The following is a 23,554-nucleotide window of genomic DNA, read 5'->3' as shown; positions in this document are numbered from 1 at the left end:
CCTCCTGGCGTGCATATCAGTGCGGGCTAGGATCAAAACATGGCAGCTGAGATAAAGAAACCCTCGCCACTCGGAAGGTGGGAAAAGGCCCTCACGCGATCGTACTGGTGGGTGCTCTTAGTTGGCTTTTTGGTCTCCAGCACCCTCCGTGAACCACTTGGCCTCTGGCCCGCAATTGCCCTCACAGTCGCCGTCATGGCTGCCCTTACGCTCATAGTCTCGCGACTGGCAACGGCGGAAAGGGAGACTCGTCTCCTCCGGGACGTTGAGCGCGGACTCATCGAATGCGCAATCCGGTACCCCAAGGCTCTCCCCGGTTCACTGAGCAGCAGGTGGGAACAGGGATTCGCAGAAGTGAACAATGGAACTATCAAGTTCCAGCCTCTGTTTGCCGGCATGGGATCCCCCACGGGGCACTTGCGGGAGTTCAGCGAGCTGTCCTTCTACGGATTGCTCGACCTTCCCCCGAAGAAGCCGGCGGAGCTCCAGCGGTCCTGGAAAATCGCAGCAATCGGGACAGACAAGGGAGATCTGGAAGTAGCCACCGGAGAAGCAGGTCTCAGCCTACTCTCGGACCATACCGACCACGCTGGTCCTTCCTGACCTATCTCTACAAAAACAAGCGCGAACCGCGGACCAACTCGGCCGGAATCAGTTCGCCGTTTTAGCTCACGACTGCGGCATGCACCTACTTGAAAGATATAGAAGCATCTCGGTCAGCCTCCGGATAAGGAGTTCCAATCAGACGTAGCGAAACCGCAGGTAGGCAATTTCCATCTGCGCCCTGCCCATAATGTGGGTATCGACCAAGAGAATATGAGCCCTCGGAGGCACCTCCTCCCACGCTGTTGACGCGCCGCTCTGATCAGCTGCCACCAGGCGCGGCAACTCCAAATCGACGTGTAGCGAGCCTGCAACGTCCCGTGCGCTGATCGACAAGCGAGCCTGAAACGGCCGCCGCTCGCCAACGGGACCAGTCGGGACGACCGGCAATGTTTCGGCAGCGCTTGCAACTGCCATCAGGCTCAGACTCTCAAGCTGCACGGATGCCGACCCCAACATGTCTGCATCCGTCGATAACGTTATCTCGCCAGGAGCTTGTGGGATAAGCGCGATCCCCGTCAGCCACGGAGCCTGTTCAGCCGCCGTGGACGCGACGACGGCATTGATGCTTTGTACACTGCTAGATCCAATGAGTATTCGCACCATTCGCTCCTCTCATAGCTCACTGGGTCTCAGTTCCGCTTGCCATGACCCAGAGCGTAGACCAGAATCAGGTCCCCAAAACAGCCCATCCCTAAGACCGGGTCCTGGCCGCCCGCATTCCATCGCTATCTCCCAAAACGCGTCGTTCTCGCTGTGAAATGACTTTTCGTCGGATACACCGGGCCGCCCATCTTTTCGGCCCGGTAAGGGTTGCCGACGTGGAATCCCCAGCGATGCGGACTTACCTCTGGCGTTGAGTGCTTGAATGAGGGCATGGTGGATCGCAGCGTACTGCTCTCTGGCGGCGGCATTGCCGGCTCGACCGCCGCGTACTGGCTGGCGAAGTCCGGTTGGTCGGTCACGATTGTGGAACGAGCGGCCGACACACCATCTAGCGGCAACCCTGTCGACGTACGCGCAGGAGCGGTCGCTGTTGCACGGCAAATGGGCATCTGGTCGCGCCTGGAGGAGGCTGCCACCGGTGTCGAGCGCCTGGTCTTCGTCGGCGCCGACGGGCGGCCACAGGCGACGATCCGCACGCGCCAGCGTGTCGACCGCCACGAGGAGGTCGAGGTCGCACGCAATGAACTCGTCGCCCTGTTGCTCGAGAAGGCCCAAGAGACAAGTCTCATCATCCGGGACGACTCGATCACCGCTTTGCACCAGGACGGCGGCGGAATCGACGTCGAGTTTCAGCGGGCCCCTTCCCGTCGCTTCGACCTGGTCGTCGGAGCCGACGGACTCCACTCCACCGTTCGGCGCTTGGCGTTCGGCCCCGAAGAACGTTTTTCCCGCCTGTTCGGCATGTTCGTGGGCACCGTGCGCGCCCCTGCACCGATCGAGGATGCGCGCACCGTGCTGTTGTACAACGAACCGGGAACCTCCTTGACCATCCATCCGGCGGGTGGGAAGCCCGGGTTCGCATTCATCTTCCGGGGACAGCACGATTTCGACTACCGCGACGCGGAACAAGGCAGACGCCTCGTCGAGTCCACCTACGCCGGCGGCGGATGGCTCACCACGCTCGCGCTTGAGAAATGGGGCGCGTCCGACGATAGGTACTTCGACGCCGTCACCCGCGTGGACGTACCGCAGTGGACTGCCGGCCGCGTGGTGCTGCTCGGTGACGCGGCGAGTTGCATCTCGTTGTTCGGTGACGGCTCCAGCAGCGCGATCGTCGGGGCCAAGACCCTCGCCGACGCGATTGCCGCCCACCCGGACGACCACACCGCCGCTTTCGCCGGCTATGAACACACGCACCGCAAACACATCCGACCGCTACAACGGGGCGCCGGCATAGCATCGCGCCTCCTCGTACCCAAGACCCGATCGGGCATCACGATGCGCAATGCGGTGTTAAACGCGCTCCCCTTTCGGAACGAGCGACGAGCCCCAGATTCGCAGCGATAAGTGGCGGACTATTCGCAGCGCTAAATGTCACTTGGCGACCGTTAGTCGATGGTTAGATGGAACTCATGGGGAGCATGTCGGTGGTTGAGGAGCTGCGCGAGCACTACGTTGCAGTAGTCGGATCTGAGCCGGAGTACCACGATATGCGTACGCACTCAGGGGAATCTGTGGGCGTCTTCGAGTGGCCAAAAGGTACGAGCCGGATGGGCGTCCACCTCTATGCTTCGGCTGGCGCCACCCGCCATGGCCCGGGAGCCAGACAGCACGCCGTTGAGCTCTTCGTGGGAGTGAAGTCCGGTTCCGAGGCGGTAAAAGAGGCGTTCGCCAACATGGTTTTGAGCGTCCTCAAAAGCAACACAGTGCCTCAACACGGCGTCTTTGTGGCAGGCAATTGGAAAGTCATAAAGGGTCGGAAATTCACGGGATGGGTGCTAACCGAACGTCCCGATGACCTGATCCCGGAACTCCAGCTGACGAACGGCCGGCACGTCGCGTTCCTCGACGCCTTGCCGGTCTTTCCCGAGGAAGCCGAGTACAGGCACGGTAACCGATCCGACGAGCTCTTCGGAATCTGGGAAGGGACCGGCGTTAGATCCTGGGACCTGGACAGAGACTTGCCAGCGGGGATAGAAAGACGCTCAATCCTTCGCTGGCCCTCGTGGGCACTGCGCAATGAAAGACCTTGATAACTAACCTGTGATCCGACTCCCTTAGGGCATCGATATGTGCGCCCGTTGTGTCTGGCCTCGTAGCCCTTCGGCAAACTTTAGGGAGGACGTGTGGGTCTGTGGGACTACCATCCGAGTGTCGGACGCAGTGGTGCCCGGCAGCATGTCCAACGTCCAGAGGATTGTCGCAGCCATGAAAGCAGAGCACGGATTCTCCGCGTCACGACACTGAGAACACTTCAAGCGTCTTGGGCCACACGACCACATAACGATCTCCATCGGCCGGCCTGTATGCCGCCCGTACGCCGACCCATCGTGGGTCAGGGCGCAGCGATGTCATCGCGTCCTGAAACGCTTCGAGTGGTCGGTCGGTGTGGACGAAGATGTTCATCTCGCCGGCATCGAAGTCGTGGCCGTCCACGAAACCGTGTGCATCCGGGAGGTCTGCCTCAAGCAGATCCTCCATCGAGATGAGCGCATCAAAGTCGGCCTCAGAGGTAACTGGCCATTGCAAAACGAGGATGTATTTCACATCTGCCCCCTAAGGCTTTCTATCGAGGAGCAGAGTTCACGAGCTCGTAGTGTTCGACCAAGGGAAACGGTTCGTAAAATCTGTGCAGTAGCTGCCGCCACTGCTGGTACTGCGGGGATCCCCTGAAACCAACGGTGTGGTCCTCCAAACTGTCCCACTGCACGAGCAGCAAATAAGTGCTGGGATTTTCGATCGAACGCGAGAGCGACAACGAGATAAAGCCTGGCGTCGACGCAATAATCGATCTAGCCCGGTCGAACGCTGCCTCAAAATCTTCTTCATGACCGGAAATGACGGGAAGCAGCGCGTGCTCGGTAATCATTAGGCAAGTCTCGCAGGTTCGCATAGATCGTTAGTTAGGAACGCTCCACTCGGTCGGCCATGATGGAGAATTCATCCTGTTGATGGCATTTGGGGCGGTTCCTATGACCGCGACTGCCCAGCTAACCCGACACCCGTTACCCATCGTGCCGTCTCACGGAGGGGGTGCTTTCGCTGACAGAAGCATCCATCTTGGCGCTGCGCGCCGTTCGTCGTGAACCGAATTGTCCCGGGTGGCCATCACCGGATGTTTTTTTGCTCTGACTGTAACTCCACGCGACGTCCCGGAAATTTAGTTACCGAGCGGGACATTCAGCCCGCCGTCACAGATATTGGGGGTTATAACAATGAATTCCAATCGCGCCGGAATCTTCACGGCCGTCAGCATGGCGGGTTTCGCCGTCGGCCTTGTACTCGCCGGATGTGGGCCACAGCCAGGAACCGGCCCTGCCGCCGCCTCGAACGTGACCGTGAACGACACGGCCGAACCCACACCAGCGCTAGCATTTCTGTCAGCTGCGGCACCGGCGGCCTCTGCCGCCAGTGCGGTATCAGGGTCAGAGCTGCCCGCTTCGTCGGCGAAGCACGCATCTCCAGCACTGAAGACCTTCACTTTCCCGGACGGACACATCTCCTTCGCCTATCCGGAAGCATGGACGGTGCGAACCGTGCTCCCCCCTGCAGGCCTCCCCGGCGTTGAAGCGATCGTCGCTGACAGCGGAGGCAATGATCTGCTCTCCCTGGGAAATGGCTTGACCGCTGGTTGTGCTGGCGGTCCCGTATCGCGTCGGGTGTTCGATCAAGTGGCTGTTCCTGGAATGGCTGCACCGGACGGCGCCGAGCCCGTTTTCGGCTTCGTCGTGGAGTCCTATGGTGATGGCGACGCCTACTTCATGGGGCTAAGCGATCCCCGTTCACTGGCGCAAGGTGAGTGCGTCTCATCGTGGTGCAATCTCGTTTCAACGGCGAACGGCGGCCTGAGCACCCGAGTTCTGTTCAACGACCCCGCGTTCCCAAACAGGGGCGCAGCCAGAGCCTGGATGGCAACTGACCAATACGTCCAACTCAAGGCACTGCTGATGAGCCTGGCCTACGCCTGACCTCGCGTCGACCGACGACTGATCTTTTCGGGCAGGCATTGTCGGGTCAACGGGTCGGAGTCTCCGTACCGTAGTGAAGGAAGGAGGCAGCCGTGCAGGAATGGAACCGGGCTATCGAGCTCATCGAGGCTGACCTTGCCTCGCAGATCGACGTTGGACGTCTGGCACAGGTGGCTCTCACCTCGGAGTACCACTTTCGGCGAATGTTTGCCTCACTCGCGGGCTTGCCATTGTCCGAATACATCCGGCGCCGGCGGCTGACGGCAGCGGCAGCGGAAATTGTCGCTGGCCAGGCGGTACTGGACGTAGCGATCCGGTACGGGTATGGGTCGGCCGAAGCGTTCACCCGGGCTTTCAAATCCATGCACGGGCTCACTCCGTCACAGGCGCGACGCCCGGGCGTCGTGCTCCATTCACAACCGCAATTGAGATTCCATCTTCGAATCGAAGGGAGTGCCGACATGAAGCACCGCATAGTGAAGAAGGACGCCTTCCGCCTTATCGGGCTCAAGACACGTGTCCGGCTCATCTACGAGGGTCCGAATCCGCTAATCGAAGAGTTCGAGCGGAACCTGGACTCGACGGTGAGGCCGCGACTGGCACAGTTATCGGACACGGAGCCGTTCGGGCTGCTCGCTGTCACCGAAAATCTCGAGGACCCGGGAACAGAGGGAAGCGAATTGGATTACTGGCGCGCTGCGGCATCATCACGGACGGCGCCGGTCGGATACGACTCTACGGATATCCCGGCCGGGCTATGGGTTGTGTTCGAGACAGAAGGCAAGTTTCCCGAGGTCCTGCAGCATCTTTGGGCTGACGCAGCGGCCGAATGGTTCCCCGCGAATCCATATCGCTGGGCGCCCGGACCACAACTGCTGAGCGTCCAGTCGGAACCAGACGGCTCTAGTGGCCGCGGCCAACTATGGATCCCCATCGAAGCAATCACCACCGATACCAGATAGCTGCATTCGGGGAAACGTTCCGGCGTTGGTTGCTTCCGCGAAGGGTTCATTCGCGGAAGTAAGAAAGGACCGACGCCGTCACCAGCCGCTGCGGGTCGGCGTATGTCCCTTTCGGGCATCATCGGGCATGGCCATTTCGGCCCGCAGGCCCAGGAGCCGGATCGGTCGGCCCGCTTCGATTCCGGCCGCGAGGTCCAAAGCCCGCGCGAGGATTTCGTGCCGGTCGAAAGTCTCGGGGATCTTTTTCGCGTGGGTCTTGGTGGAGAACGGCGCGTACCGAACTTTGAGGGTTAATCCGATGACGGGCCGCCCTTCAGCCACAACATCCTCAAGGACGCGCGCTGTCAGTTCCCTGACGGCGTCGTCCACCTGGGCGGGCTCGGTCAGGTCCCGCTGGAAGGTGGTCTCCCGGCTATGCCCGCGGGCAACCCACGGGGTGTCGTCCACAACGCTGGCGCCGTCCCCGCGTCCGAGCTCCGCGTACCAAGGACCCATCCTGGGGCCGAACTCCGGGACCAGGTCTTGGGGGTCGCACGCGGCGAGCTCGGCGACGGTGTTGATGCCGAGTCTGGCCAGTCGGCCCGACACTTTGGTTCCGACGCCCCACAGATCCTTGGTGGGCCGACTGCCCATGACCTCCAGCCAGTTCCCGGCGGTGAGGCGGAAGACTCCGGCCGGCTTGCCGAAGCCGGTGGCTACCTTGGCCCGGACCAGGGTATCGCCGATGCCCACGCTGCAATGCAGCTGCGTCCGCTCCAGGACAGCGGCCTGCACCTGCCGGGCGTAGGCTTCCGGATTCTCTGTCTCAATGCCTACAAAGGCTTCATCCCAACCCAGCACCTGCACGGTGGCGCCGGGCTGCGAACGCAGGGTAGCCATCACCGTTTCAGACGCCGCGAGGTACGCCTCGTGATCGACGGGCAGGATCACGGCGTCGGGCACTTTCCGGGCCGCAATGCGTAAGGGCATTCCGGAACCCACGCCGAACGCCCTTGCTTCATAGGATGCGGTCGACACCACAGCTCGTTCCGTGGGGTCGCCCCGACCGCCGACAATGATCGGTTTGCCCGCAAGCTCCGGCCGCCGGAGCACTTCGACAGCCGCAATGAACTGGTCGAGATCGACGTGCAGTACCCACCGGATTCCGCTCACTCCTTGGCGCTTATTTCTTGATCTCGTAGCGCAGAAGTACCACGCCGTTTTCGAACGGGGTGGCCTCAAGCAGCCGCAGGTCTTGCCAATCCTCGAAAATCCGTTTTCCCTTGCCGCGTGACGCCGGACAGACCAGCATCCGGACTTCATCGACGACGCCGGCGTCCATCAGTGAGTGCATGAGCCTCAAGCTCCCCCACAGCCAGATGTCCTTGCCGCTCTCCTCCTTGAGCTCCCGGATGGTGGCGGCCGGGTCGCGCGTTAGGGTCGCGGCGGGAAAGTCACCCCATGGCGCGTCAGCCAGCGTCGACGAGGCGACGAACTTGGTCAGGTTGTTGAGCTTCTCACCGTATTCACCTTGTTCATTGGCAGATGGCCAGTAGTCCTTGTTCTGGTTGTAGGTATTCGCGCCGAGAATCATCGTGTCGACAGAGTCGATGAACCCCATCAGGCTTGCCTTGAACGCCTTGTTGGTGGTCTCGGAAAACGCCTCCCCTGACACGAAGCTGAGCCCGCCGTTCTCCTCCGCGGCGATGTTGTCCACGGTGACCCACTGCTGAACTATGAGTTTTCGCATGGCGCCAACTGTAGCCCGCTGGCGCGCGATCAACGAGCCCCAAGTCTTCGGGCTGGACGGCATCCGAGCGGACATCGAAAGCGATGAAATCGTCTGGTCGAATGCCTAAAACCGTGCTTTCGTTGGCTTAGACGCAACTCCACTTTGGGGGGACACATGAGATACCGCTCGGATCCGAAAAGTGTTCGCCAGATCCTTGCCTTCTCGCTCACGATTGCAGCCTCCCTGGTGCTACTCCTGGTTCCTGTGTACAGCACAGCGATAATTTCGAATGACGGGCCAGACCAAGTCACTGCCTCAACCCTGCTCGAGAACGTAGGACCTTACGTCTTTGTGCTGGTGCTGATCCCCGTCGCTCTGACCGGCCTGCCTCTCCTAGTGAGGGGACCGGCACGGATGCCCTCATCCGTCGCGACCACCGTTGCCCTCACCATCTTCACCCTGCTCGCTTCCGCAACCATTGGCTGGTTCTACGTGCCCGCCCTGGCGGCCGCGCTGGCCTCCCTCACGACCCCGGCCCAAAAACCGTGGCATCAGCCGTCGGCGAGCTAGAGTGGTAGCCCAACTTCGAGGAGGGTGTGCATGGACAACGAACCGCTGTCGTCCGAGGCCAAGGATCCCGGGCCCTTCTACCACGGCACGAAGGCTGAGCTGAAGCCGGGGGACCTGCTGGAACCCGGCTACAGTTCGAATTTCGGGGAGCGAAAGCGGGCGAACTTCATCTACCTGACCGCAACCCTCGATGCGGCTACTTGGGGAGCGGAACTCGGCGTGGGCGAGGGACCCGGCAGAATCTACCGTGTGGAACCCACGGGCCCCTTTGAGGATGACCCCAATCTGACGGACAAGAAGTTCCCGGGCAACCCGACGAGGTCCTACCGCGCCCGAGCGCCACTGCGAGTGGTTGACGAGATCCTGGATTGGCAGCCGCACTCCCCCGGGGTGCTTCAGAACATGCGGAACCACCTTGAAGAACTCAAGCGGCTTGGCATTGAGGCAATCAACTGATTCAACGCTGGTCAACCCGACTATGGTGTGCTGTGATGTGACCAGTCGAGACGGAGGGCCTAAAGCGCCCGGCGGCAAGGCGGCGACCTAGTTGGCAGGACAAGCCTCAGGAGGCGATGACGATGGCTTCCATGGATGGAACCGTGGCGCTGGTGACGGGGGCTGCGAGCGGCCTGGGAAAAGCCGTGGCAACCGGACTTGCCCGCGAGGGCGCGTTGGTCGTGGTGGTGGGGCGCTCAGGGGCCCGGGCCGAAGAGGCGGTTAAGGGCATCCGCCTCTTCGTCCCTGACGCCCGGCTTGAGCCGCTGACCTGTGACCTTTCAGTCCAGTCCTCAATCCGTGCGGCGGCCGCCGGGTTCCTGTCGCGCCATGACCGGCTCGACGTGCTCGTCAACGCAGCGGGAGTGTTCCGCAAAGAGCGGCATGTGACCCCCGACGGGCTCGAACTGACCTTCGCCACCAATGTGATGGCCTACTTCCTGCTGACCAACCTCCTGCTGGACGCACTCAAACACGCCGCGGCCGTACCGCCAGGGGACGGCGGAGTTGCGGGCCGGCCGTCCGGGGCCGCGCGCACGTCCCGCATCGTGAATATCGCGTCCAAATACGGCAACACCAAACTCAATCTCGACGACCTCCAGACAGCCAAGGGCAGGTACAGCTACCTGCGCTCGACCCCGCCCACAATGCTGGCCAGGGTTCTGCTCACCCAAGAGTTCGCTGAGCGCCTGCACGGCTCGGGCGTGGTGGCGAATGCCGTCCATCCGGGACTGGTCAAGAACACATCGCTGCTGCTCGACGTCGGGGGCCCCTTTCGCTGGATCACGAACGCGCTCGGTGCGCCGGCCGAAAAGGCGGCAGACACAGCGCTCTGGCTCGCCACCTCGGGGGAAACGGCGGCGGTCTCCGGCAAGCTCTGGGCAAAGCGCAAGGAGCTCCCGACGCCGGGCATGGGATCGGATCCCGAAGTCCGCAAGCGCTTGTGGGACGCCTGCTCGCACCTGGCCGGGCTCCCGTGAAAATCAGGGCTGCCTAGGTCAGAGTCGGCGAAGGAACTCCCCCACGGTGGCGAGGTACTCGGCGGTCCGCGTCGCCATGACCCCGTGGCCCGCGCCCGCGAAAAGACGGATCTCCGCAAACGGATAAAGGGCGCGGAGAGCCGCACGTGCCCGGGGCGGGAACGCCTCGTCCCGCTCCGATTCGATCAGCAGCACCGGTACAGGCGGGGTGGGCGTGCGCACCCCGCCTGCCCGTTCGGCCGGAAGATGGGCAAACTCCTTCATCTCCCGTAGGCCGGACAGCAGATCCTCCTTGCCCAGCCGGCTGAGTACGTCCGACAGCAGCATGGTCCAGAAACTCGCGTCGTCCTGTGAGTCCGGGACAAACCAGCGGCGCCAGTTCCGGCCGGTCAGGGATCGCACGGCGCTTTCGGGAAGGACGGAGAGGAAGCGGATGAGGAGCGGGAGCCAAGGGAGCGGGGCCGCGGCAGGGCTGCCGGTGTTCGCCAGCACCAGGCGCCGCACGCGCTCCGGATGCCGGCGGGCGAACGTCTGGGCCACAAATCCGCCGAAAGACGAGCCCAGCACATCCGCCTGATTGACTCCCTCGGCGTCAAGGATCGCGGCCAGTCCGTCCGCGAGCCCGGCGATGCCGGCACCGGCGGGGTAGGCCGGCGCGAGGACTCGGAAGTCCCGCTCCAGCGCCTCGATCAGCAGCAGGTACATGTCCGGCATCCGTGTACCACCGGCGGGCAGAAGCACCGTTTGTTCGCCCGAGCCGCCCGAAAGGTAGCGCCAGCGCACACCGTCAACGTCGAGCGTGCGGTACTGGTGCCTGGCACGGAAGCCGGCCAGCCTGGCCTCCAGGGCCGCCACGGCCGGGTTTTCGCTACGCCCCGCGGGAAGGGGACGGCCCTTGAGGAAGCGTTCGACGACGTCGGCGTATTCAGCCGGGTGGGTGACGGCCGTCAGGTGGCCGCCCTCGCCAAAAACATAGGCACGGGCGCCGGGGTAGGCGGCAAGCAACGCTTCGCGTTCGCGCGGGGTGAAACCGCGGTCGTCGGCAGCGGCGATCACCAGCACGTCGTCCGGACGCTCGAAGGTGGACGAGGCGGCGTAACGGTCCGGATGCGCCGCCAGATCCAGCACGACTGCCAGGCGGGCAAGGGCCGATTCCTTCGTGTGTGCTGCGAAAAGGTCTTCCGTGTAGGCGCTGAGGAAAGCACGTTCGTCGGCTTCCGCCCCTGCGACAAGGCGTGCGATCCTCGGACGGTAGAAAGCCGCCAGGGCATCTTTGGGCAGTATCGAGAACAGACCGACGAAGGCGCTCACCAGGCGCACGTGACCACGGGTATAGAGACCGAACCCGGACAGGATGAGCTTGTCCACGCGCTGCGGATAGTGGCATGCAAAGGCGTGCGCGACGCCGGCGCCGAGGGAGTGGCCGAAAATGCTCGCGGACTGGATACCCTCTGCGTCGAGGATGGCCGCAACCCCTGCCACGAGTTCGGCCATTGTCCGCACCGACGGATACGAGGGTGAGAGCACCCGGAAGTGCGGTTCGAAGGCAGTGATCGTGCGGAACGCGGAATCGCCGAAGGAGAACCCGCCGCCCAGGACGAGAAGTGCCGGCATGGCCTCGTCGGGCACCGGGCCGGCGATGTACTTCCATTCGACGCCGCCGACCGTCACCGATCGGTACGGGTGCGTGCCGCGGAACGCCCGCAGCTCGGCGTAGCCATCCAAAGATCCTCCCGCCCGGGTGTCGTGATAAGAGGCAGACTACGCCGCAGGCCGGGACTCGGAAAGGACGGTGACGCACGCCGCGATCAGGTCCCGAAGTTGCCGGCGCGCGGCAGTAATGCATCTCCACTCGATGGGTATTTAGAAGAGGCGTACCGTCTTAACTGCGAAGGTCCGTCTGTCCCCCATAGGCGGGCCTTCGTTTGTCCCTGCGTTCAGAACGGCGGCCAATGCCCGCTCAGAACACCGAGGCTGCGAGCGCAATGAGGGCCGGCACAGTGGCGGCAAGAGTTCCCGGAATGCTGTCGCCCTTCTTGGGGTAGTGTCCCAGCGCATCGGCCAGGGCCATGGTGGATCCACCCAGGACCATGTACGCGCAGCAGTAGGTAACCAGCGTCCGGCCGACCACGTCGTTCCCGGTATTCAACGCCACGAGTCCCGCAATGACCCCCAAAGCTATGAGGAGATTGCGGAAGCCGACGGGAATCGCCCACATCATGACGGCGGGGACATTTTCTGCAGGGGTGCTGAGGAATCTCTGCACAGCGGGGCGGCGCAGGAGAAAGGCCTCAAGGGGAAACACCGCGATATAGATCAGGGCTTCCAGCAGCGCAAACAGTTGGGCAACGGCGTTCATGGTCGAAGACTACGTCCGCCGCGAAGCCTGTCCCATCCCCGCCCAGGGGGTTCCGCCAGCGCCTCCGCCATCCCCCAATTTGGGGATTGCAGTCCGTCCTTGGGGGCGGATACTGAAAGCATGTGGGCAGATCGTGCACAGCGGGCCCAGCGCGAGATTTCGGCCATGGCGACCACCGGCATGGGCGTAGCCGAGCTGCATGCTGCAGCGCTCGCCGTCGTCCATCACACCGTGCCGTTTCAGCAGGCCTGCTGGTCCGGCGTCGACCCGGACTCCCTCATCATGACGTCGATCACCAACTGGCCGCCCTGGCCTGTGCCCGATGAATACGCCGCGCGCTTCGCCGAGACCGAATATGCGGGCACGGAGCCGAATGCCTTCGCGGCGCTGATCCGGCGGCCGGTACCGGCCGCCCGGCTCTCCGATGTGCCGCACCGCGATGTGGTCAGGAGCGTGCGGCTCAACGACCTGCTCCGTCCGCAGGGGCTGGAGCACGAACTCCGTGCGGTGTTCCGGGCCGATGCCGCCTGCTGGGCCGTGGGCGGGCTCTTCCGTGAGCCGGGCGCGGACTTCACCGACCGGGAAGTGGAATTCCTGAGTTCCATCGCATCAGCCCTGGCCGCGGCCACCCGGGTCGCGGTCCGCGCGGAGCGGCACGCGGCGCACGGGCCGGAGGGTCCGGTGATCGTGTTGGTCGGACCGCGCGGTGAGCTGCGTGCCGCGACTGAGGCAGCCGCCACCTGGCTGGCTCAGCTGGACGATGAGGCGCCCGGCCGTTTCAGCATGACGCTCTACGCGGTGGTGGCTGCCGCGAAGGCTTCTGTTTCCGGGACGGCCCGCATGAGGATGCGCGACGCCGGAGATCATTGGGTGGTGCTCCAGGCCAGCCGGCTCATCACCGGGGACGACCCCGGGCAGATGGTGGTCACCGTGGAACCCGCCACCACCCACGAAATGGTGAGCCTCCTGCTCGCCGCCTACGGCGCCACGGCCCGGGAGCGGGAGGTCTGCCTTGAGGTGGTCTCCGGCTCGGCGACGACGGACATAGCCGACCATTTGTTCATCTCGCCCCACACGGTCCATGACCACCTGAAGTCCCTCTTCGACAAGGTGGGAGTCGGGAGCCGCGGCGAACTGGTGGCGAGACTTCTCGGCTGAGGTGGCCGGTTCCGGCTAGCTACGAGGTCAGCCCGGCCCGTTGCCCCCCGTGGTTTCCCGCAGCGGCATCGCTCGAGCACTGCCGCCAGCGATACTGCCCTCATACCATCCGAGCACCCGCAGCGCCCTTAGGGTGTTCCACCGGCTCGGGCGCCCGTCACCGTCCTCCAAGGCGAAGTGGATCCGGCCCGGATGCGTGTTTTCCAGCAGCCAGGTGCCATTGGGCTGCTGCTTGGAGCGCAGCACCTCCACCGCTTCGGCGATGCGTTCGTCCGGACTGGTGGATGCCGCGCGGAAGTAGTCGAGGCCGCGCAGCACGTCGTAAAACCAGCGGGTGGGGTAGGAAAACTCCAGCCAGTCTCGGTCGATCAGTTCGCCGGTGGTCTTGCGCCGAAGGAGCCCGCGTTCCAGCAGGTACTCCTCGGCGCGCTGCCTGGCCTCGATTGAGTCCGGGGACCCGCCGGTCGCGTGCTCGTGTTCCAGCAGCCCTTCGAGCACGTTGATGGTTGTCCCGAACGACGAACGCACCGAACCGCGTTCCGCCTCGCAGTTCCATCCGCCGTCGACGAGCTGCTCACCCAGCAGACGCTCCACGACGCCGTCGACCTTCTCACCGAAGTAGGCGCCAAGTGCCACGGCCATGCCGTTGACGCACGGCTCCACCTCGCCCTCGAAGAACGGCTGATCGCCTTCCTCCCAGCGGCTGTTGTCGCGGACGAGCTCGACGGCGCGGCGTGCCCGGCCGCCGCGGGGATCAAGCCCGAAATCGCGCAGCAGCAACAGGCTGTAAGTGGTTGCAGTCCAGGGCTGGCCTGGCTCCGACTCGTCGAACTGCGCCGGGAAGTACGTTCCGCCGTCCCACTGACCGTTGCCGTCCTGCAGCGCGAGCAGGCGGGCGCCCCAGCCTTGGGTGGCGACGCGGGCACGCTCGGACTGCACTTCCTCAGGCGGCGCGTCCGTGAGGTCGCGCAGGACCTGCCAGCGGATCGCGGGATCGGAGTCAAGCAGCCAGTCGAGTGCCTCCATCCCCACAAGCTAGCATCCGGCGGGCTACCGCTCCAGCTTCGCCCGCTCCGACGTCCAGCCCTGCCGGTGGAAGCGCTCGAACCCGGCCAGGAGGAGGTCAAGCGCGAACTCGAATTCAAACTGGTCGTCGCAGCCCTGCGACACCACGGATCCGTCGTCGTGATTGGCCGCCATGGCTACTTGCAGGATGTTCGGATAGCGCTGCGCCATCTCCCGGAGCATGGCCTCCTGCGTTTCCGGCGTTACCCCTGACGGCGCCACCCCGGCCGCCGCATTGCCGGCGGAATCGTCGAACAGCTCCTGGGTGAACCCCCACATGCGGCTGCCGAGTGCATGCATTACGTGATGGGTGAGGTCCACGGAGAAGCCGCCGGCCAGGAACATCCCGATGAACGAGTCCATGTAGCCAAGGACCGCCGGTGTCCGGGTGGTGCGGGACTCAAGCACCTGCCGGGCCCACGGATGCCGCAATAGGGCTTTCCTCGCTGAAAGCACCCGTAACCGGACCGCGCTCTGCCACCCGGTATCGCGGGCGGGAGGATCGATTTCGCCGACTAGGACGTCCACCATGCCGTCGAGGAGCTCCTCCTTGTTGGCGACGTGCTTGTAGAGCGCCATCGGTACGACGCCGAGCTCCTGCGCCAGGCGCCTCATGCTGAGCGCCTCGATGCCCGCTTCGTCGGCGAGTACGACGGCGGCAGTCAGCACCCGCTCCCGGTTCAGCGGGATTCGGCGCGTGGCTTCCGCCTGCTGCGTCATGTGGGCACCTTACCTTGCGATTTTGTTGCCACGAGTGTACTACGTACACCAGCTCTACGGACGGCAAAAGCGGCGGGACCAGATGGCCCCGCCGCTTTTTGTTTGCGCTAGAGGACATCAACGCCCTCTACGCAGGCGCAGTCCGTCAGTTCTGAATAATAGTGACCGGACCGCCATTGTCGTCGCAGACGACAGACTCGGTGCTCGTGGCGTCGACAGCCTCACCCAGAACGGCGACCGGCCCGACTTCCACACCACAGATCTGTGCCGTCACATCAGCGGCTACGCCGACATTGACGTCCTCAAGGACTGTCACATCGCCGACAGTGACGCTCACCAGGCCGTCGTTGACAGTGCTGTTGTCCGCAGCCATCGAAGGCCCTGCGGCCATCCCCACCAGGAACAGCGATCCGGCAACGGCGGTAGTAGCTTTCTTCATAACTGACATCTTTTGCTCCCTCGATTTTGATGCACGCAAACACTCCCCCGGCACCGCGGTTACGCGATTACCAAGGTGGCTGCAGCCCAGGTTCAGGCCGCGGTTCACCGCATCTCTTTTTGGTTGCTTACAGCTCTTCGCCTCGGCGGGCACCGGGAGCGCCTATGGAACAGGCCATTCTCCCAAGCTGTCCGGTCCCGTTGGGACCTTCCGAAAGGGCGTCAGTGCGCATAACGCCGCACCCCTTCATAACTTCAACCCTAATCATAAGTAGGCTTAGTTTCAAGTCGATGGGCGAATTTTTTTGCTCGACGCCCTCTCCGGGCGCGCGCCTTGCACCTCTTAGCTAGTGGGCGTGGTCTCCGCGGCTGTATTCAAATACCCAGCCAATCAGCGCAACCAGTGCAAACCCTGCACCGATGTAGAGGATCCAGAATCCAATTGCCAAGCCCAGGAACCCGGTTGCCGCGGAAAAGCCCAGGGCAATGGGCCACCAGCTCCAGGGACTGAACTGGCCCTGCTCGCCTGCGCCCTCGTGGATCTCCGCATCATGACGGTCCTCGGGACGCATCCCCACCCGCCGGCCCGTGTAGCCAAGGTAGCCGCCGATCAGCCCCGCCAGGCCACCCACCAGCCATAAGGCCAGGAAGCCAACCGGCTCGGTCCACTCCGTGACGAAGCCGTAGACCACCCCAACGGGTACGAAGAAAATGGCCATGCCTCCGAAAATCCAGGATTCGATTTTCATGACTCCTCTTTCTGCGAATCAAACCGGGGTTAGGCAAGCGCAACCCTCCTGATCCAACTGTGGCCTTCACTCCCCGCCCCGCGGAAGGGACGAAGGACCCCCCTTGCCGCGGCACCATCCCTACCGGCCCCTCCCCGGGCAGGGCAGCCTCCCGCGGATAGAGTCGGAGGATGACTACTCAGGCCGCCACCGTGACCGGCGATATCCAAATGCGGTTGCTTCAGGCTGCTGATGCTGAGCGGCTCAGTGCGGCGTACGTGCTGAACCGGGACCACCTTGCCCCCTGGGAACCGGCCCGGGCTGCCGAGTTCTTCACGGCTGCCGGCCAGCGCGCCGTCATCGAATCCAAGCTCGCCCTGCAGGCTGCGGGGCAGGAGGTGCCGTGGGTTCTGCTGGCCGGCAGCCGCATTGTCGGAGCGATCACGCTGACAGGAATCGTCCGCGGCCCGTTCCTCAGCGCCCACGTCGGTTACTGGGTGGACAAGGACTTCAACGGCCGCGGCGTCTGCAGCTCAGCCATCACATCCGTGCTGGCTGCAGCGAAGGACGAGCTCGGCCTGCACCGGGTCCAGGCGGCCACCCTCGAACACAACACGCCTTCCCGCAAAGTATTGTCCCGCGCCGGGTTTGAAGAGATCGGCCTGGCACCGTCCTACCTCAAGATTGCAGGCTCCTGGCAGGACCATGTCCTGTTCCAACGCATCCTTGAGTGATTCACTGGAGGGTACGACGGCGGCCCCGCCCGGGTGCCCGCCCTGCCACGAAGGGATCGACATGCGGAAGATCATTCTGATCGCGTCAGTTTCGGTGGACGGATACTTCGAAGGGCTGAACCGCGACATCAGCTGGAACATGGTGGACGAGGAACTGCACCAGCACTTCAACGATGTCTGCAGGGAGATGGGCGCGTTCATTGATGGGCGGGTCACCTACGAACTGATGGCCGATTACTGGCCAACCGCCGACCAGGATCCGAACAGCACGGCGGTCGAGGCCGAGTTCGCAGCGATCTGGCGCGAGATTCCCAAAATCGTGTTCTCCCGGACCCTCACCGAAGCCGGCTGGAACACAACCGTGAAGCACGACGTCGTGCCTGAAGAAATCGCGGAACTAAAGGCGCAGCCGGGCGGCGACATTGCGCTCAGCGGCGCCAATCTGACCGCGACGTTCCTGCGGCTCGGCCTGGTGGATGAATACAGGATCTACGTCCACCCTGTGGTCCTGGGCCAGGGCAACGGCCGGCCGCTGTTCGAGTCACCGGACGTCCGAATGAACCTCAAGCTGGCCGGCACACATGCGTTCGGCAACGGCGTGGTTCTCCTCCACTACGAGCGCGGCCAGGACTAAAGAGAACGGGAATAAAGATAACCCTCAGACGAACGCGGACTTCCCGGTCACGGCCCGGGCCACGATCAGTGAGTTGATCTCGTAGCTGCCCTCGTACGTGTACAGAATTTCGGCGTCGCCAAACAGCTTGCCCATCTCGTAGTCGCTGCTGATGCCGTTGCCGCCCAGCAGGGACCTGCCCATCGCCACTGAGGCCCGCGCCAGCCGGGTGGTGGTGGACTTCGCCATGGCCGCCTGGACCATTTCCAGCTTGCCGTCCTGCTGGATCCGGGCCAGCTGGGCCATGAGCGCCAGGGAGGCACTGGCATTGCCAAGGATTTCGGCCAGCTGCTGCTGGATCAGCTGGAACCGGGCCAGCTCCTTGCCGAACTGCTTCCGTTCCAGGGCATAGGAACGGGCGACGTCGAACGCCGCCAGCTGGATCCCGGCAGCCTGCCAGCCCACCCAGGCACGCGAGTCGCGGAGGAGGTCGTTGGCCTTGGAAAAATCCGTGGCACCGGGCAGGAGGTTGGACTCCGGAATCCGGACCTCCTCGAGAACGATGTCCGCGTTCTGCATGATCCGCAGGCCGATCTTGTTGCAGATCTTTGTGGCGGAATAGCCGGGCCGGTCCGTTTCCACGATGAACCCCTTGATCTGGCCGTCCGCCTCATCCCGGGCCCAGACCAGCGCAAAGTCGGCGATGGTCCCGGCACCGATCCACCGCTTGGCGCCGTTGATCACCCATTCGCCGCGCTCCAGCCGCGCTGACGTTTCGAGGCCGCCGGCAATGTCCGAGCCGTGCTCCGGCTCCGTCAGCGCGAAGGCTCCCAGCTGGGTGAACGCCTGCAACCCGGGCAGCCACCGCTGCTTCTGCTCGTCCGAACCGAGCTCGTCGATCATCCCCACGATCAGCTCATTGTGGATGCCCACCAGCGCCGACAGGGACACATCCGCCCGGGCCACTTCGACATACATCAGGCCTTTGAAGAGAGCCGACGTCCCGTCCGTCTGCAGCCCGCCCAGCCCGTACTTGCCCATTTCGGCCAGCAGTCCGAACGGAAATTCCTCGCGGTTCCAGTATTCGATGGACGCTGCGCGGATACGGGACTGCAGGAAGTCCCGCACCTCCAGGTAGCGCGACCGCTCCCCCTCCGGCAGCAGGTCCACGATGTACATGAGGTCCGCATCCGGGAACGGCGGCTGCTCCGCAACTGTTGTGATTTCCCCGCCGTCACGTCGTTGTGGCTGCACCGGCACGCATCCCTTCGCTCTTCCAAACCCTTGGATGTCCTAGTATATTGCACAGTGATATGGATCACTAGGCGAAAGGGCCCCATGACAGTCACCGACGACTTCCGGGCCGCGAGGGACAGGCTTCTGGCCCTGCGCGAGGACTACGGCCGGGCACGGGATGAATTCCAGTGGCCCCGCTTCGAAGAATTCAACTTCGCCCTCGACTGGTTCGACCAGATCGCCGCGGACCCCGCCAAGGGCACCAAACCGGCCCTGGTGATCGTGGAGCAGGACGGCAGCGCCACCAGGCGGAGCTTCGGGGAGCTTTCCGAGCGTTCCAACCAGGTGGCCAACTGGCTCCGCGGCCGCGGCGTCCGCCGTGGTGACCGCATGATCATCATGCTCGGCAACCAGGTGGAACTGTGGGAGCTCATGCTGGCCGGCATCAAACTGGGAATCGTCATGATCCCCACCACCACGCTCATGGGTCCCGCGGACCTGGCGGACCGGGTGGAGCGCGGCGAAGCGGGCTGGGCCGCCGTCGGAAGTTCCAACATCGGCAAGTTTGCCGGCGTTCCCGGCAACTACAAGCTCATTGAAATTGCCGACGGCGAGCGCAGCAGCACCGATGTGTCCAGCACAGATAGCGCCGATGAACACTCAGCCGCGCTGCAGTACGCCGATTCCCACAGCGCTCCGACGGACTTCGCGCCGGACGCGCCCACCAAGGCGGACGAGACCTTACTCCTCTACTTCACATCAGGCACCACCTCGAAGGCCAAACTGGTGGAACACACGCACACGTCCTACCCCGTGGGCCACCTGTCCACCATGTTCTGGATCGGGCTGGGCCCCGGCGATGTGCACCTCAATGTCGCCTCCCCCGGATGGGCCAAGCACGCCTGGTCCAACGTGTTCACGCCCTGGATCGCCGAGGCGTGCGTGTTCATCTACAACTACAGCCGGTTCGACGCCAAGGCGCTCATGGAACAGATGGACCGGGAAAAAGTGACCAGTTTCTGTGCCCCGCCCACAGTGTGGCGCATGCTGATCCAGGCGGACCTGACTGTCCTGAAGAACCCGCCCACCAAGGTGGTGTCCGCCGGCGAACCCCTCAACGCCGAGGTGATCGACCAGGTCCACCGCGCCTGGGGCCAGACCATCCGGGACGGCTTCGGCCAGACCGAATCCACAGTGCAGGTGGCCAACACCCCGGGCCAGCCGATCAAGATCGGCGCCATGGGCAGGCCGCTGCCCGGCTACGACGTGGTGCTCGTTGACCCCGCAACGGGAGAAGAGGCCGACGACGGCGAGCTCTGCCTCCGCCTGGACCCCCGCCCCGCGGGGCTGATGAAGGCCTACTACGGCGACCCGGAGAAGACCGCCGACGCCTTCCGTGACGGTTATTACCACACGGGGGACATGGCCAGCCGGGACGAGCGCGGCATCATCACCTACGTGGGCCGCGGCGACGACGTCTTCAAATCCTCCGACTACCGGCTGTCCCCGTTCGAGCTGGAAAGCGTCCTGATCGAACACCCCGCCGTGGCGGAGGCCGCCGTCGTCCCATCCCCCGATCCGCTGAAACTGTCCGTGCCGAAGGCGTTTGTGGTCCTGGCCGCCGGGCACCAGCCCGGCCCCGAACTGGCCGAAGACATCCTGCGCTACTGCCGTGACCATCTGGCCCCGTTCAAGCGCATCCGGCGGCTGGAGTTCGCGGAACTGCCCAAGACCATCTCGGGCAAAATCCGGCGCGTGGAACTCCGGCACAGCGAAGAGCTCCGGCACGGCGGCGGCCCGCAGCCCGAAGGCCTCGGCGTCGAGTACTCGGAGACGGATTTCCCGGGTTTGAAAAGCCCCGGGGCTGAAAAGCTAGGCTGAAGCAACCCACATGTCAGGAGGTGCCATGGGAAACCCGCTCCCGCGCGATCCCATTGCCGACGCCCAGCGCAACTGGGAACGGCATGGCTGGGGCGATGTCGCCGCGCCCATGGCGGCCATCACGGCCATCATGCGCACCCAGCAGATCCTGCTGGCCCGGATCGAGGGCGTCCTTAAGCCCTTCGGCCTCACCTTCGCCCGGTACGAACTCCTGGCGCTCCTGAGTTTCGCCCGCAGCGGCGCGCTGCCCATGAACAAGGCCAGCGCGCTCCTGCAGGTCCACCCCACCTCGGTGACCAACGCCGTCGACCGCCTCCAGGGCGCGGGCCTCGTGGTCCGCTCCCCGCACCCGACCGACGGGCGCACCACCCTGATCGAACTCACCACCGAAGGACGCACCCTGGCCAAACGGGCGACGGCGGCACTCAACACCGAGGTATTCGGCCAGTCCGGTTTCGCCAGCCAGGACGTGGACCAGCTGATCCGGATCCTCGGGCGATTCCGGCAGAACGCCGGCGACTTCGCCGACTGACTACCGTTTTGCCTTGAAGAAGCCACAGCCGGCCCTAGACTGCTGATGTCTAGGACATGACCTGACGCTGGACCCGAGGAGAGCGCAATGATTCCGGAAATCAATATCTGGGCGGTACTGCTGGCCACCCTGTCCAGCATGGTGGTGGGCTCGGTCTGGTACACCCCGAAGGTGTTCGGCAACTACTGGATGAAGGTCGCGAAGGTTTCGCCCAGCGGGGAAGCAAAGGACGCCGTCAAACCCATCCTGATCACGCTGGTGGTCAGCTTCATCAGCGCCCTGGTCCTGGCCGGATCCGCCGCCATCTCCCAGCACTTCTACGGCGGCAACTTCCTGGCCAACACCCTGATCACCGCCGTCATCCTCTGGGCCGGTTTCACGGCCGCCCGCTTCATCACGCACGACGCCTTCGAGGGCCGCCCGGCCGGGCTGACCATTCTAAACTGCGCCCACGAACTGGTGACCCTGGTGGTCATGGGCCTGATTATCGGCCTGTTCGGCATTAGCGCCGCCTAGCTGCGCCACTGAGCCGGGCTGCTGGGCCGGAGGAACTGGAGGAAGCCGTCACGGCGTATCGTGGCATTGTCACGGCGTAGCGCGGACCGCCCCTGAGGGCACCCTGCCGGGACGCGAGCGCCGGCCAGCAAGGAGAGTATGGATGAAGTTTGACGAGTCGTTCTGGGATGAGCGCTACCGCCAGCACGGCTCGGTCTGGAGCCGCAACCCGAACGCGAACCTGCTGGCCGAGACCGCCGGCCTGCGTCCCGGCTCTGCCTTGGACGTGGGCAGCGGCGAAGGCGCCGATTCCCTCTGGCTGGCACGCCAGGGCTGGCGGGTCACGGCCGTGGACATCTCCTCGGTGGCTCTGGCCCGGGCAGCCGAACGGGCAGCGCAGGACGCGGAGGCGGCTGCCCGGATCACTTGGGCGCATCACGATCTGACGGCTTCACCGCCGCCGCCCGGCACGTTCGACCTCGTGTCCGCGCAGTTCATGCACCTTCCGGCGCCCGAACGGACCGAGCTGTATCACCGGCTCGCCGCGTCCGTGGCACCCGGCGGAACGCTCCTGATCGTCGGCCACCACCCATCGGACCTGCAAACGGGAGTCCACCGCCCCGGCGATCCCGGCCTGCTATTCACACCGGAGGAAATCGCCGCCGGCCTGGACCCGGACGAATGGGAAATCGACGTCTGCGAGGCCCGCCCGAGGTCCGTGACGGACGCGGCCGGCGGCACTGTGACCGTCACCGATTCAGTGCTCCGAGCCCACCGCCGGGCGCCAAGGCCCTAACGGCGCCCCGGCGCTGGCTAGCCGCGCCCGGGCGCTGGGAACCGAACCCCTAGCGGTGCCTGAAGACCGGCTGCCGCTTCTCCGTGAAAGCGGCCATGCCTTCCTTCTGGTCCTCGGTGGCGAACAGCGAGTGGAAGAGGCGGCGCTCGAAAAGCACGCCCTGACCCAGTCCGGTTTCGAAGGCGGCGTTGACGGCTTCCTTGGCCAGCATCGCAGCCGACTTTGACTTGGAGGCAATCACCTCGGCCACTTTCACAGCCTCTTCCACAACGTCTGCCGCCGGCACCACCCTGGAGACGAGCCCGGCGCGCTCCGCTTCCTCCGCGTCCATGAACCGGCCGGTGAGGATCAGGTCCATGGCTTTTGCCTTGCCCACGGCCCGGGTGAGCCGCTGCGATCCGCCCATGCCCGGCAGGACGCCCAGGTTGATCTCGGGCTGGCCGAACTTGGCGTTGTCCCCCGCGATGATGAAATCGCACATCATGGCCAGTTCGCAGCCGCCGCCCAGGGCGAAGCCGGAGACAGCCGCCACCACCGGAATGCGGAGCCTGGTGAAATCCTCCCATCCGCGGAACCAGTCCGCGGCATACATGTCCATGTAGCCCTGGTCGGCCATCTCCTTGATGTCCGCGCCGGCGGCAAACGCCTTGCCGGACCCTGTGACCACCACGGCGCCCACTGCGGGATCCGCGTCCATGGCCGTGACGGCGGCCACGAGTTCATCCATGGTGGCTTTGTTCAGCGCATTCAGCGCTTCGGGCCGGTTCAGCGTCACCAGCCCCACGCGTCCGCGCCGCTCCACCAGAATGTTCCCGTACTGCTCCGTCATGCCTGACTCCTCACG

Annotated in this window: 28 protein-coding genes and 1 pseudogene; 16 read left to right on the top strand and 13 right to left on the bottom strand. The window is 64.2% G+C overall.

Annotated features, from left to right (window positions below):
* Positions 1 to 39: 39 nt before the first annotated feature.
* A complete protein-coding gene (locus tag AC07YR_RS07480; RefSeq protein WP_494733580.1) occupies positions 40 to 603 on the top strand; it encodes a hypothetical protein in 564 nt (187 codons plus the stop codon).
* A 138-nt stretch (positions 604 to 741) separates the two neighbouring features.
* Here AC07YR_RS07480 and AC07YR_RS07475 read toward each other — a convergent pair whose 3' ends face one another.
* Complete coding sequence (locus AC07YR_RS07475) at positions 742 to 1,209, bottom strand: hypothetical protein (RefSeq protein WP_494733579.1); 468 nt, start codon at positions 1,207 to 1,209, stop codon at positions 742 to 744.
* A 270-nt stretch (positions 1,210 to 1,479) separates the two neighbouring features.
* Here AC07YR_RS07475 and AC07YR_RS07470 point away from each other — a divergent pair, with 270 nt between their 5' ends.
* Positions 1,480 to 2,616, top strand: coding sequence for an FAD-dependent oxidoreductase (locus AC07YR_RS07470; protein WP_494733578.1), 1,137 nt, complete (start codon positions 1,480 to 1,482; stop codon positions 2,614 to 2,616).
* 56 nt (positions 2,617 to 2,672) lie between these two features.
* On the top strand, positions 2,673 to 3,302 hold the full coding sequence (locus tag AC07YR_RS07465; RefSeq protein ID WP_494733577.1) for a suppressor of fused domain protein: 630 nt from the start codon (positions 2,673 to 2,675) through the stop codon (positions 3,300 to 3,302).
* 202 nt (positions 3,303 to 3,504) lie between these two features.
* Here AC07YR_RS07465 and AC07YR_RS07460 read toward each other — a convergent pair whose 3' ends face one another.
* Together AC07YR_RS07460 and AC07YR_RS07455 are read right to left on the bottom strand one after the other, a co-directional pair.
* Positions 3,505 to 3,816: a hypothetical protein gene (locus AC07YR_RS07460; protein WP_055801214.1), complete on the bottom strand. Its 312-nt coding sequence runs from the start codon at positions 3,814 to 3,816 to the stop codon at positions 3,505 to 3,507.
* Positions 3,817 to 3,835: 19 nt separating this feature from the next.
* Entirely contained in the window at positions 3,836 to 4,138 is a 303-nt protein-coding gene (locus tag AC07YR_RS07455; RefSeq protein ID WP_494733576.1) for an antibiotic biosynthesis monooxygenase family protein, read from the bottom strand.
* 469 nt (positions 4,139 to 4,607) lie between these two features.
* Here AC07YR_RS07455 and AC07YR_RS07450 point away from each other — a divergent pair, with 469 nt between their 5' ends.
* Together AC07YR_RS07450 and AC07YR_RS07445 are read left to right on the top strand one after the other, a co-directional pair.
* Entirely contained in the window at positions 4,608 to 5,237 is a 630-nt protein-coding gene (locus AC07YR_RS07450) for a hypothetical protein (RefSeq protein ID WP_494733575.1), read from the top strand.
* A 92-nt stretch (positions 5,238 to 5,329) separates the two neighbouring features.
* Positions 5,330 to 6,199, top strand: coding sequence for an AraC family transcriptional regulator (locus AC07YR_RS07445; RefSeq protein WP_494733574.1), 870 nt, complete (start codon positions 5,330 to 5,332; stop codon positions 6,197 to 6,199).
* A gap of 78 nt (positions 6,200 to 6,277) precedes the next feature.
* On the opposite strand, the gene AC07YR_RS07440 is transcribed toward AC07YR_RS07445, so the two are convergent.
* Both AC07YR_RS07440 and AC07YR_RS07435 read right to left on the bottom strand, forming a co-directional pair.
* A complete protein-coding gene (locus AC07YR_RS07440; protein WP_494733573.1) occupies positions 6,278 to 7,351 on the bottom strand; it encodes a DNA polymerase IV in 1,074 nt (357 codons plus the stop codon).
* 10 nt (positions 7,352 to 7,361) lie between these two features.
* The gene (locus AC07YR_RS07435; protein ID WP_055801225.1) at positions 7,362 to 7,928 is read right to left on the bottom strand and encodes a dihydrofolate reductase family protein; all 567 of its coding nucleotides are present in this window, start codon (positions 7,926 to 7,928) and stop codon (positions 7,362 to 7,364) included.
* A 156-nt stretch (positions 7,929 to 8,084) separates the two neighbouring features.
* Here AC07YR_RS07435 and AC07YR_RS07430 point away from each other — a divergent pair, with 156 nt between their 5' ends.
* The 4 genes and pseudogenes from AC07YR_RS07430 to AC07YR_RS07415 all read left to right on the top strand — a co-directional run bounded on the left by AC07YR_RS07430 (position 8,085) and on the right by AC07YR_RS07415 (position 9,972).
* Positions 8,085 to 8,480, top strand: a complete 396-nt coding sequence (locus tag AC07YR_RS07430) for a hypothetical protein (protein WP_494733572.1) — start codon at positions 8,085 to 8,087, stop codon at positions 8,478 to 8,480.
* 30 nt (positions 8,481 to 8,510) lie between these two features.
* A complete protein-coding gene (gene arr, locus AC07YR_RS07425) occupies positions 8,511 to 8,936 on the top strand; it encodes an NAD(+)--rifampin ADP-ribosyltransferase (protein WP_494733571.1) in 426 nt (141 codons plus the stop codon).
* A 116-nt stretch (positions 8,937 to 9,052) separates the two neighbouring features.
* Positions 9,053 to 9,538, top strand: a pseudogene (locus AC07YR_RS07420) (SDR family NAD(P)-dependent oxidoreductase); the annotation flags it as partial.
* 182 nt (positions 9,539 to 9,720) lie between these two features.
* Positions 9,721 to 9,972: a KGG domain-containing protein gene (locus tag AC07YR_RS07415; protein WP_436059244.1), complete on the top strand. Its 252-nt coding sequence runs from the start codon at positions 9,721 to 9,723 to the stop codon at positions 9,970 to 9,972.
* 1 nt (position 9,973) lies between these two features.
* Here the strand turns inward: AC07YR_RS07415 and AC07YR_RS07410 are convergent, their stop codons facing one another.
* Together AC07YR_RS07410 and AC07YR_RS07405 are read right to left on the bottom strand one after the other, a co-directional pair.
* Positions 9,974 to 11,680 (bottom strand): alpha/beta fold hydrolase, encoded by a 1,707-nt coding sequence (locus tag AC07YR_RS07410; RefSeq protein WP_494733570.1) that lies wholly within the window; start codon positions 11,678 to 11,680, stop codon positions 9,974 to 9,976.
* A gap of 235 nt (positions 11,681 to 11,915) precedes the next feature.
* Positions 11,916 to 12,314, bottom strand: coding sequence for a DUF1304 domain-containing protein (locus AC07YR_RS07405; protein WP_494733569.1), 399 nt, complete (start codon positions 12,312 to 12,314; stop codon positions 11,916 to 11,918).
* A gap of 120 nt (positions 12,315 to 12,434) precedes the next feature.
* On the opposite strand from AC07YR_RS07405, the gene AC07YR_RS07400 reads away from it, so the two are divergent.
* Complete coding sequence (locus tag AC07YR_RS07400; protein ID WP_494733568.1) at positions 12,435 to 13,472, top strand: helix-turn-helix transcriptional regulator; 1,038 nt, start codon at positions 12,435 to 12,437, stop codon at positions 13,470 to 13,472.
* A 27-nt stretch (positions 13,473 to 13,499) separates the two neighbouring features.
* On the opposite strand, the gene AC07YR_RS07395 is transcribed toward AC07YR_RS07400, so the two are convergent.
* The 4 genes from AC07YR_RS07395 to AC07YR_RS07380 form a co-directional block, all read right to left on the bottom strand.
* The gene (locus AC07YR_RS07395) at positions 13,500 to 14,498 is read right to left on the bottom strand and encodes a prenyltransferase/squalene oxidase repeat-containing protein (RefSeq protein ID WP_494733567.1); all 999 of its coding nucleotides are present in this window, start codon (positions 14,496 to 14,498) and stop codon (positions 13,500 to 13,502) included.
* A 24-nt stretch (positions 14,499 to 14,522) separates the two neighbouring features.
* Positions 14,523 to 15,257, bottom strand: coding sequence for a TetR/AcrR family transcriptional regulator C-terminal domain-containing protein (locus AC07YR_RS07390; RefSeq protein WP_494733566.1), 735 nt, complete (start codon positions 15,255 to 15,257; stop codon positions 14,523 to 14,525).
* A 145-nt stretch (positions 15,258 to 15,402) separates the two neighbouring features.
* Positions 15,403 to 15,696: a hypothetical protein gene (locus AC07YR_RS07385; RefSeq protein WP_494733565.1), complete on the bottom strand. Its 294-nt coding sequence runs from the start codon at positions 15,694 to 15,696 to the stop codon at positions 15,403 to 15,405.
* Between the two features lie 346 nt (positions 15,697 to 16,042).
* Complete coding sequence (locus AC07YR_RS07380; protein ID WP_055801251.1) at positions 16,043 to 16,444, bottom strand: cytochrome c oxidase subunit 4; 402 nt, start codon at positions 16,442 to 16,444, stop codon at positions 16,043 to 16,045.
* A gap of 170 nt (positions 16,445 to 16,614) precedes the next feature.
* Between AC07YR_RS07380 and AC07YR_RS07375 the strand changes: the two genes are divergently transcribed.
* Positions 16,615 to 17,157 (top strand): GNAT family N-acetyltransferase, encoded by a 543-nt coding sequence (locus tag AC07YR_RS07375; RefSeq protein ID WP_494733564.1) that lies wholly within the window; start codon positions 16,615 to 16,617, stop codon positions 17,155 to 17,157.
* Positions 17,158 to 17,218: 61 nt separating this feature from the next.
* Positions 17,219 to 17,791, top strand: a complete 573-nt coding sequence (locus tag AC07YR_RS07370) for a dihydrofolate reductase family protein (RefSeq protein WP_055801256.1) — start codon at positions 17,219 to 17,221, stop codon at positions 17,789 to 17,791.
* A 24-nt stretch (positions 17,792 to 17,815) separates the two neighbouring features.
* On the opposite strand, the gene AC07YR_RS07365 is transcribed toward AC07YR_RS07370, so the two are convergent.
* The gene (locus tag AC07YR_RS07365) at positions 17,816 to 18,949 is read right to left on the bottom strand and encodes an acyl-CoA dehydrogenase family protein (protein ID WP_494733718.1); all 1,134 of its coding nucleotides are present in this window, start codon (positions 18,947 to 18,949) and stop codon (positions 17,816 to 17,818) included.
* 159 nt (positions 18,950 to 19,108) lie between these two features.
* On the opposite strand from AC07YR_RS07365, the gene AC07YR_RS07360 reads away from it, so the two are divergent.
* From AC07YR_RS07360 to AC07YR_RS07345, 4 genes are all read left to right on the top strand, one after another.
* On the top strand, positions 19,109 to 20,887 hold the full coding sequence (locus tag AC07YR_RS07360) for an AMP-binding protein (RefSeq protein ID WP_494733563.1): 1,779 nt from the start codon (positions 19,109 to 19,111) through the stop codon (positions 20,885 to 20,887).
* A 25-nt stretch (positions 20,888 to 20,912) separates the two neighbouring features.
* Positions 20,913 to 21,419, top strand: a complete 507-nt coding sequence (locus AC07YR_RS07355) for a MarR family winged helix-turn-helix transcriptional regulator (protein ID WP_494733562.1) — start codon at positions 20,913 to 20,915, stop codon at positions 21,417 to 21,419.
* 87 nt (positions 21,420 to 21,506) lie between these two features.
* Complete coding sequence (locus AC07YR_RS07350; protein WP_055801269.1) at positions 21,507 to 21,935, top strand: DUF1761 domain-containing protein; 429 nt, start codon at positions 21,507 to 21,509, stop codon at positions 21,933 to 21,935.
* 142 nt (positions 21,936 to 22,077) lie between these two features.
* Entirely contained in the window at positions 22,078 to 22,710 is a 633-nt protein-coding gene (locus tag AC07YR_RS07345; RefSeq protein WP_494733561.1) for a class I SAM-dependent methyltransferase, read from the top strand.
* A gap of 49 nt (positions 22,711 to 22,759) precedes the next feature.
* Here AC07YR_RS07345 and AC07YR_RS07340 read toward each other — a convergent pair whose 3' ends face one another.
* Positions 22,760 to 23,539, bottom strand: coding sequence for an enoyl-CoA hydratase (locus tag AC07YR_RS07340; RefSeq protein ID WP_436056509.1), 780 nt, complete (start codon positions 23,537 to 23,539; stop codon positions 22,760 to 22,762).
* Between the last annotated feature and the right edge of the window lie 15 nt (positions 23,540 to 23,554).

The sequence above is a fragment of the Arthrobacter sp. GW460-12-1-14-TSB2 genome, from assembly GCF_059423525.1.
This window is presented reverse-complemented; position numbering and strand designations above follow the sequence as displayed.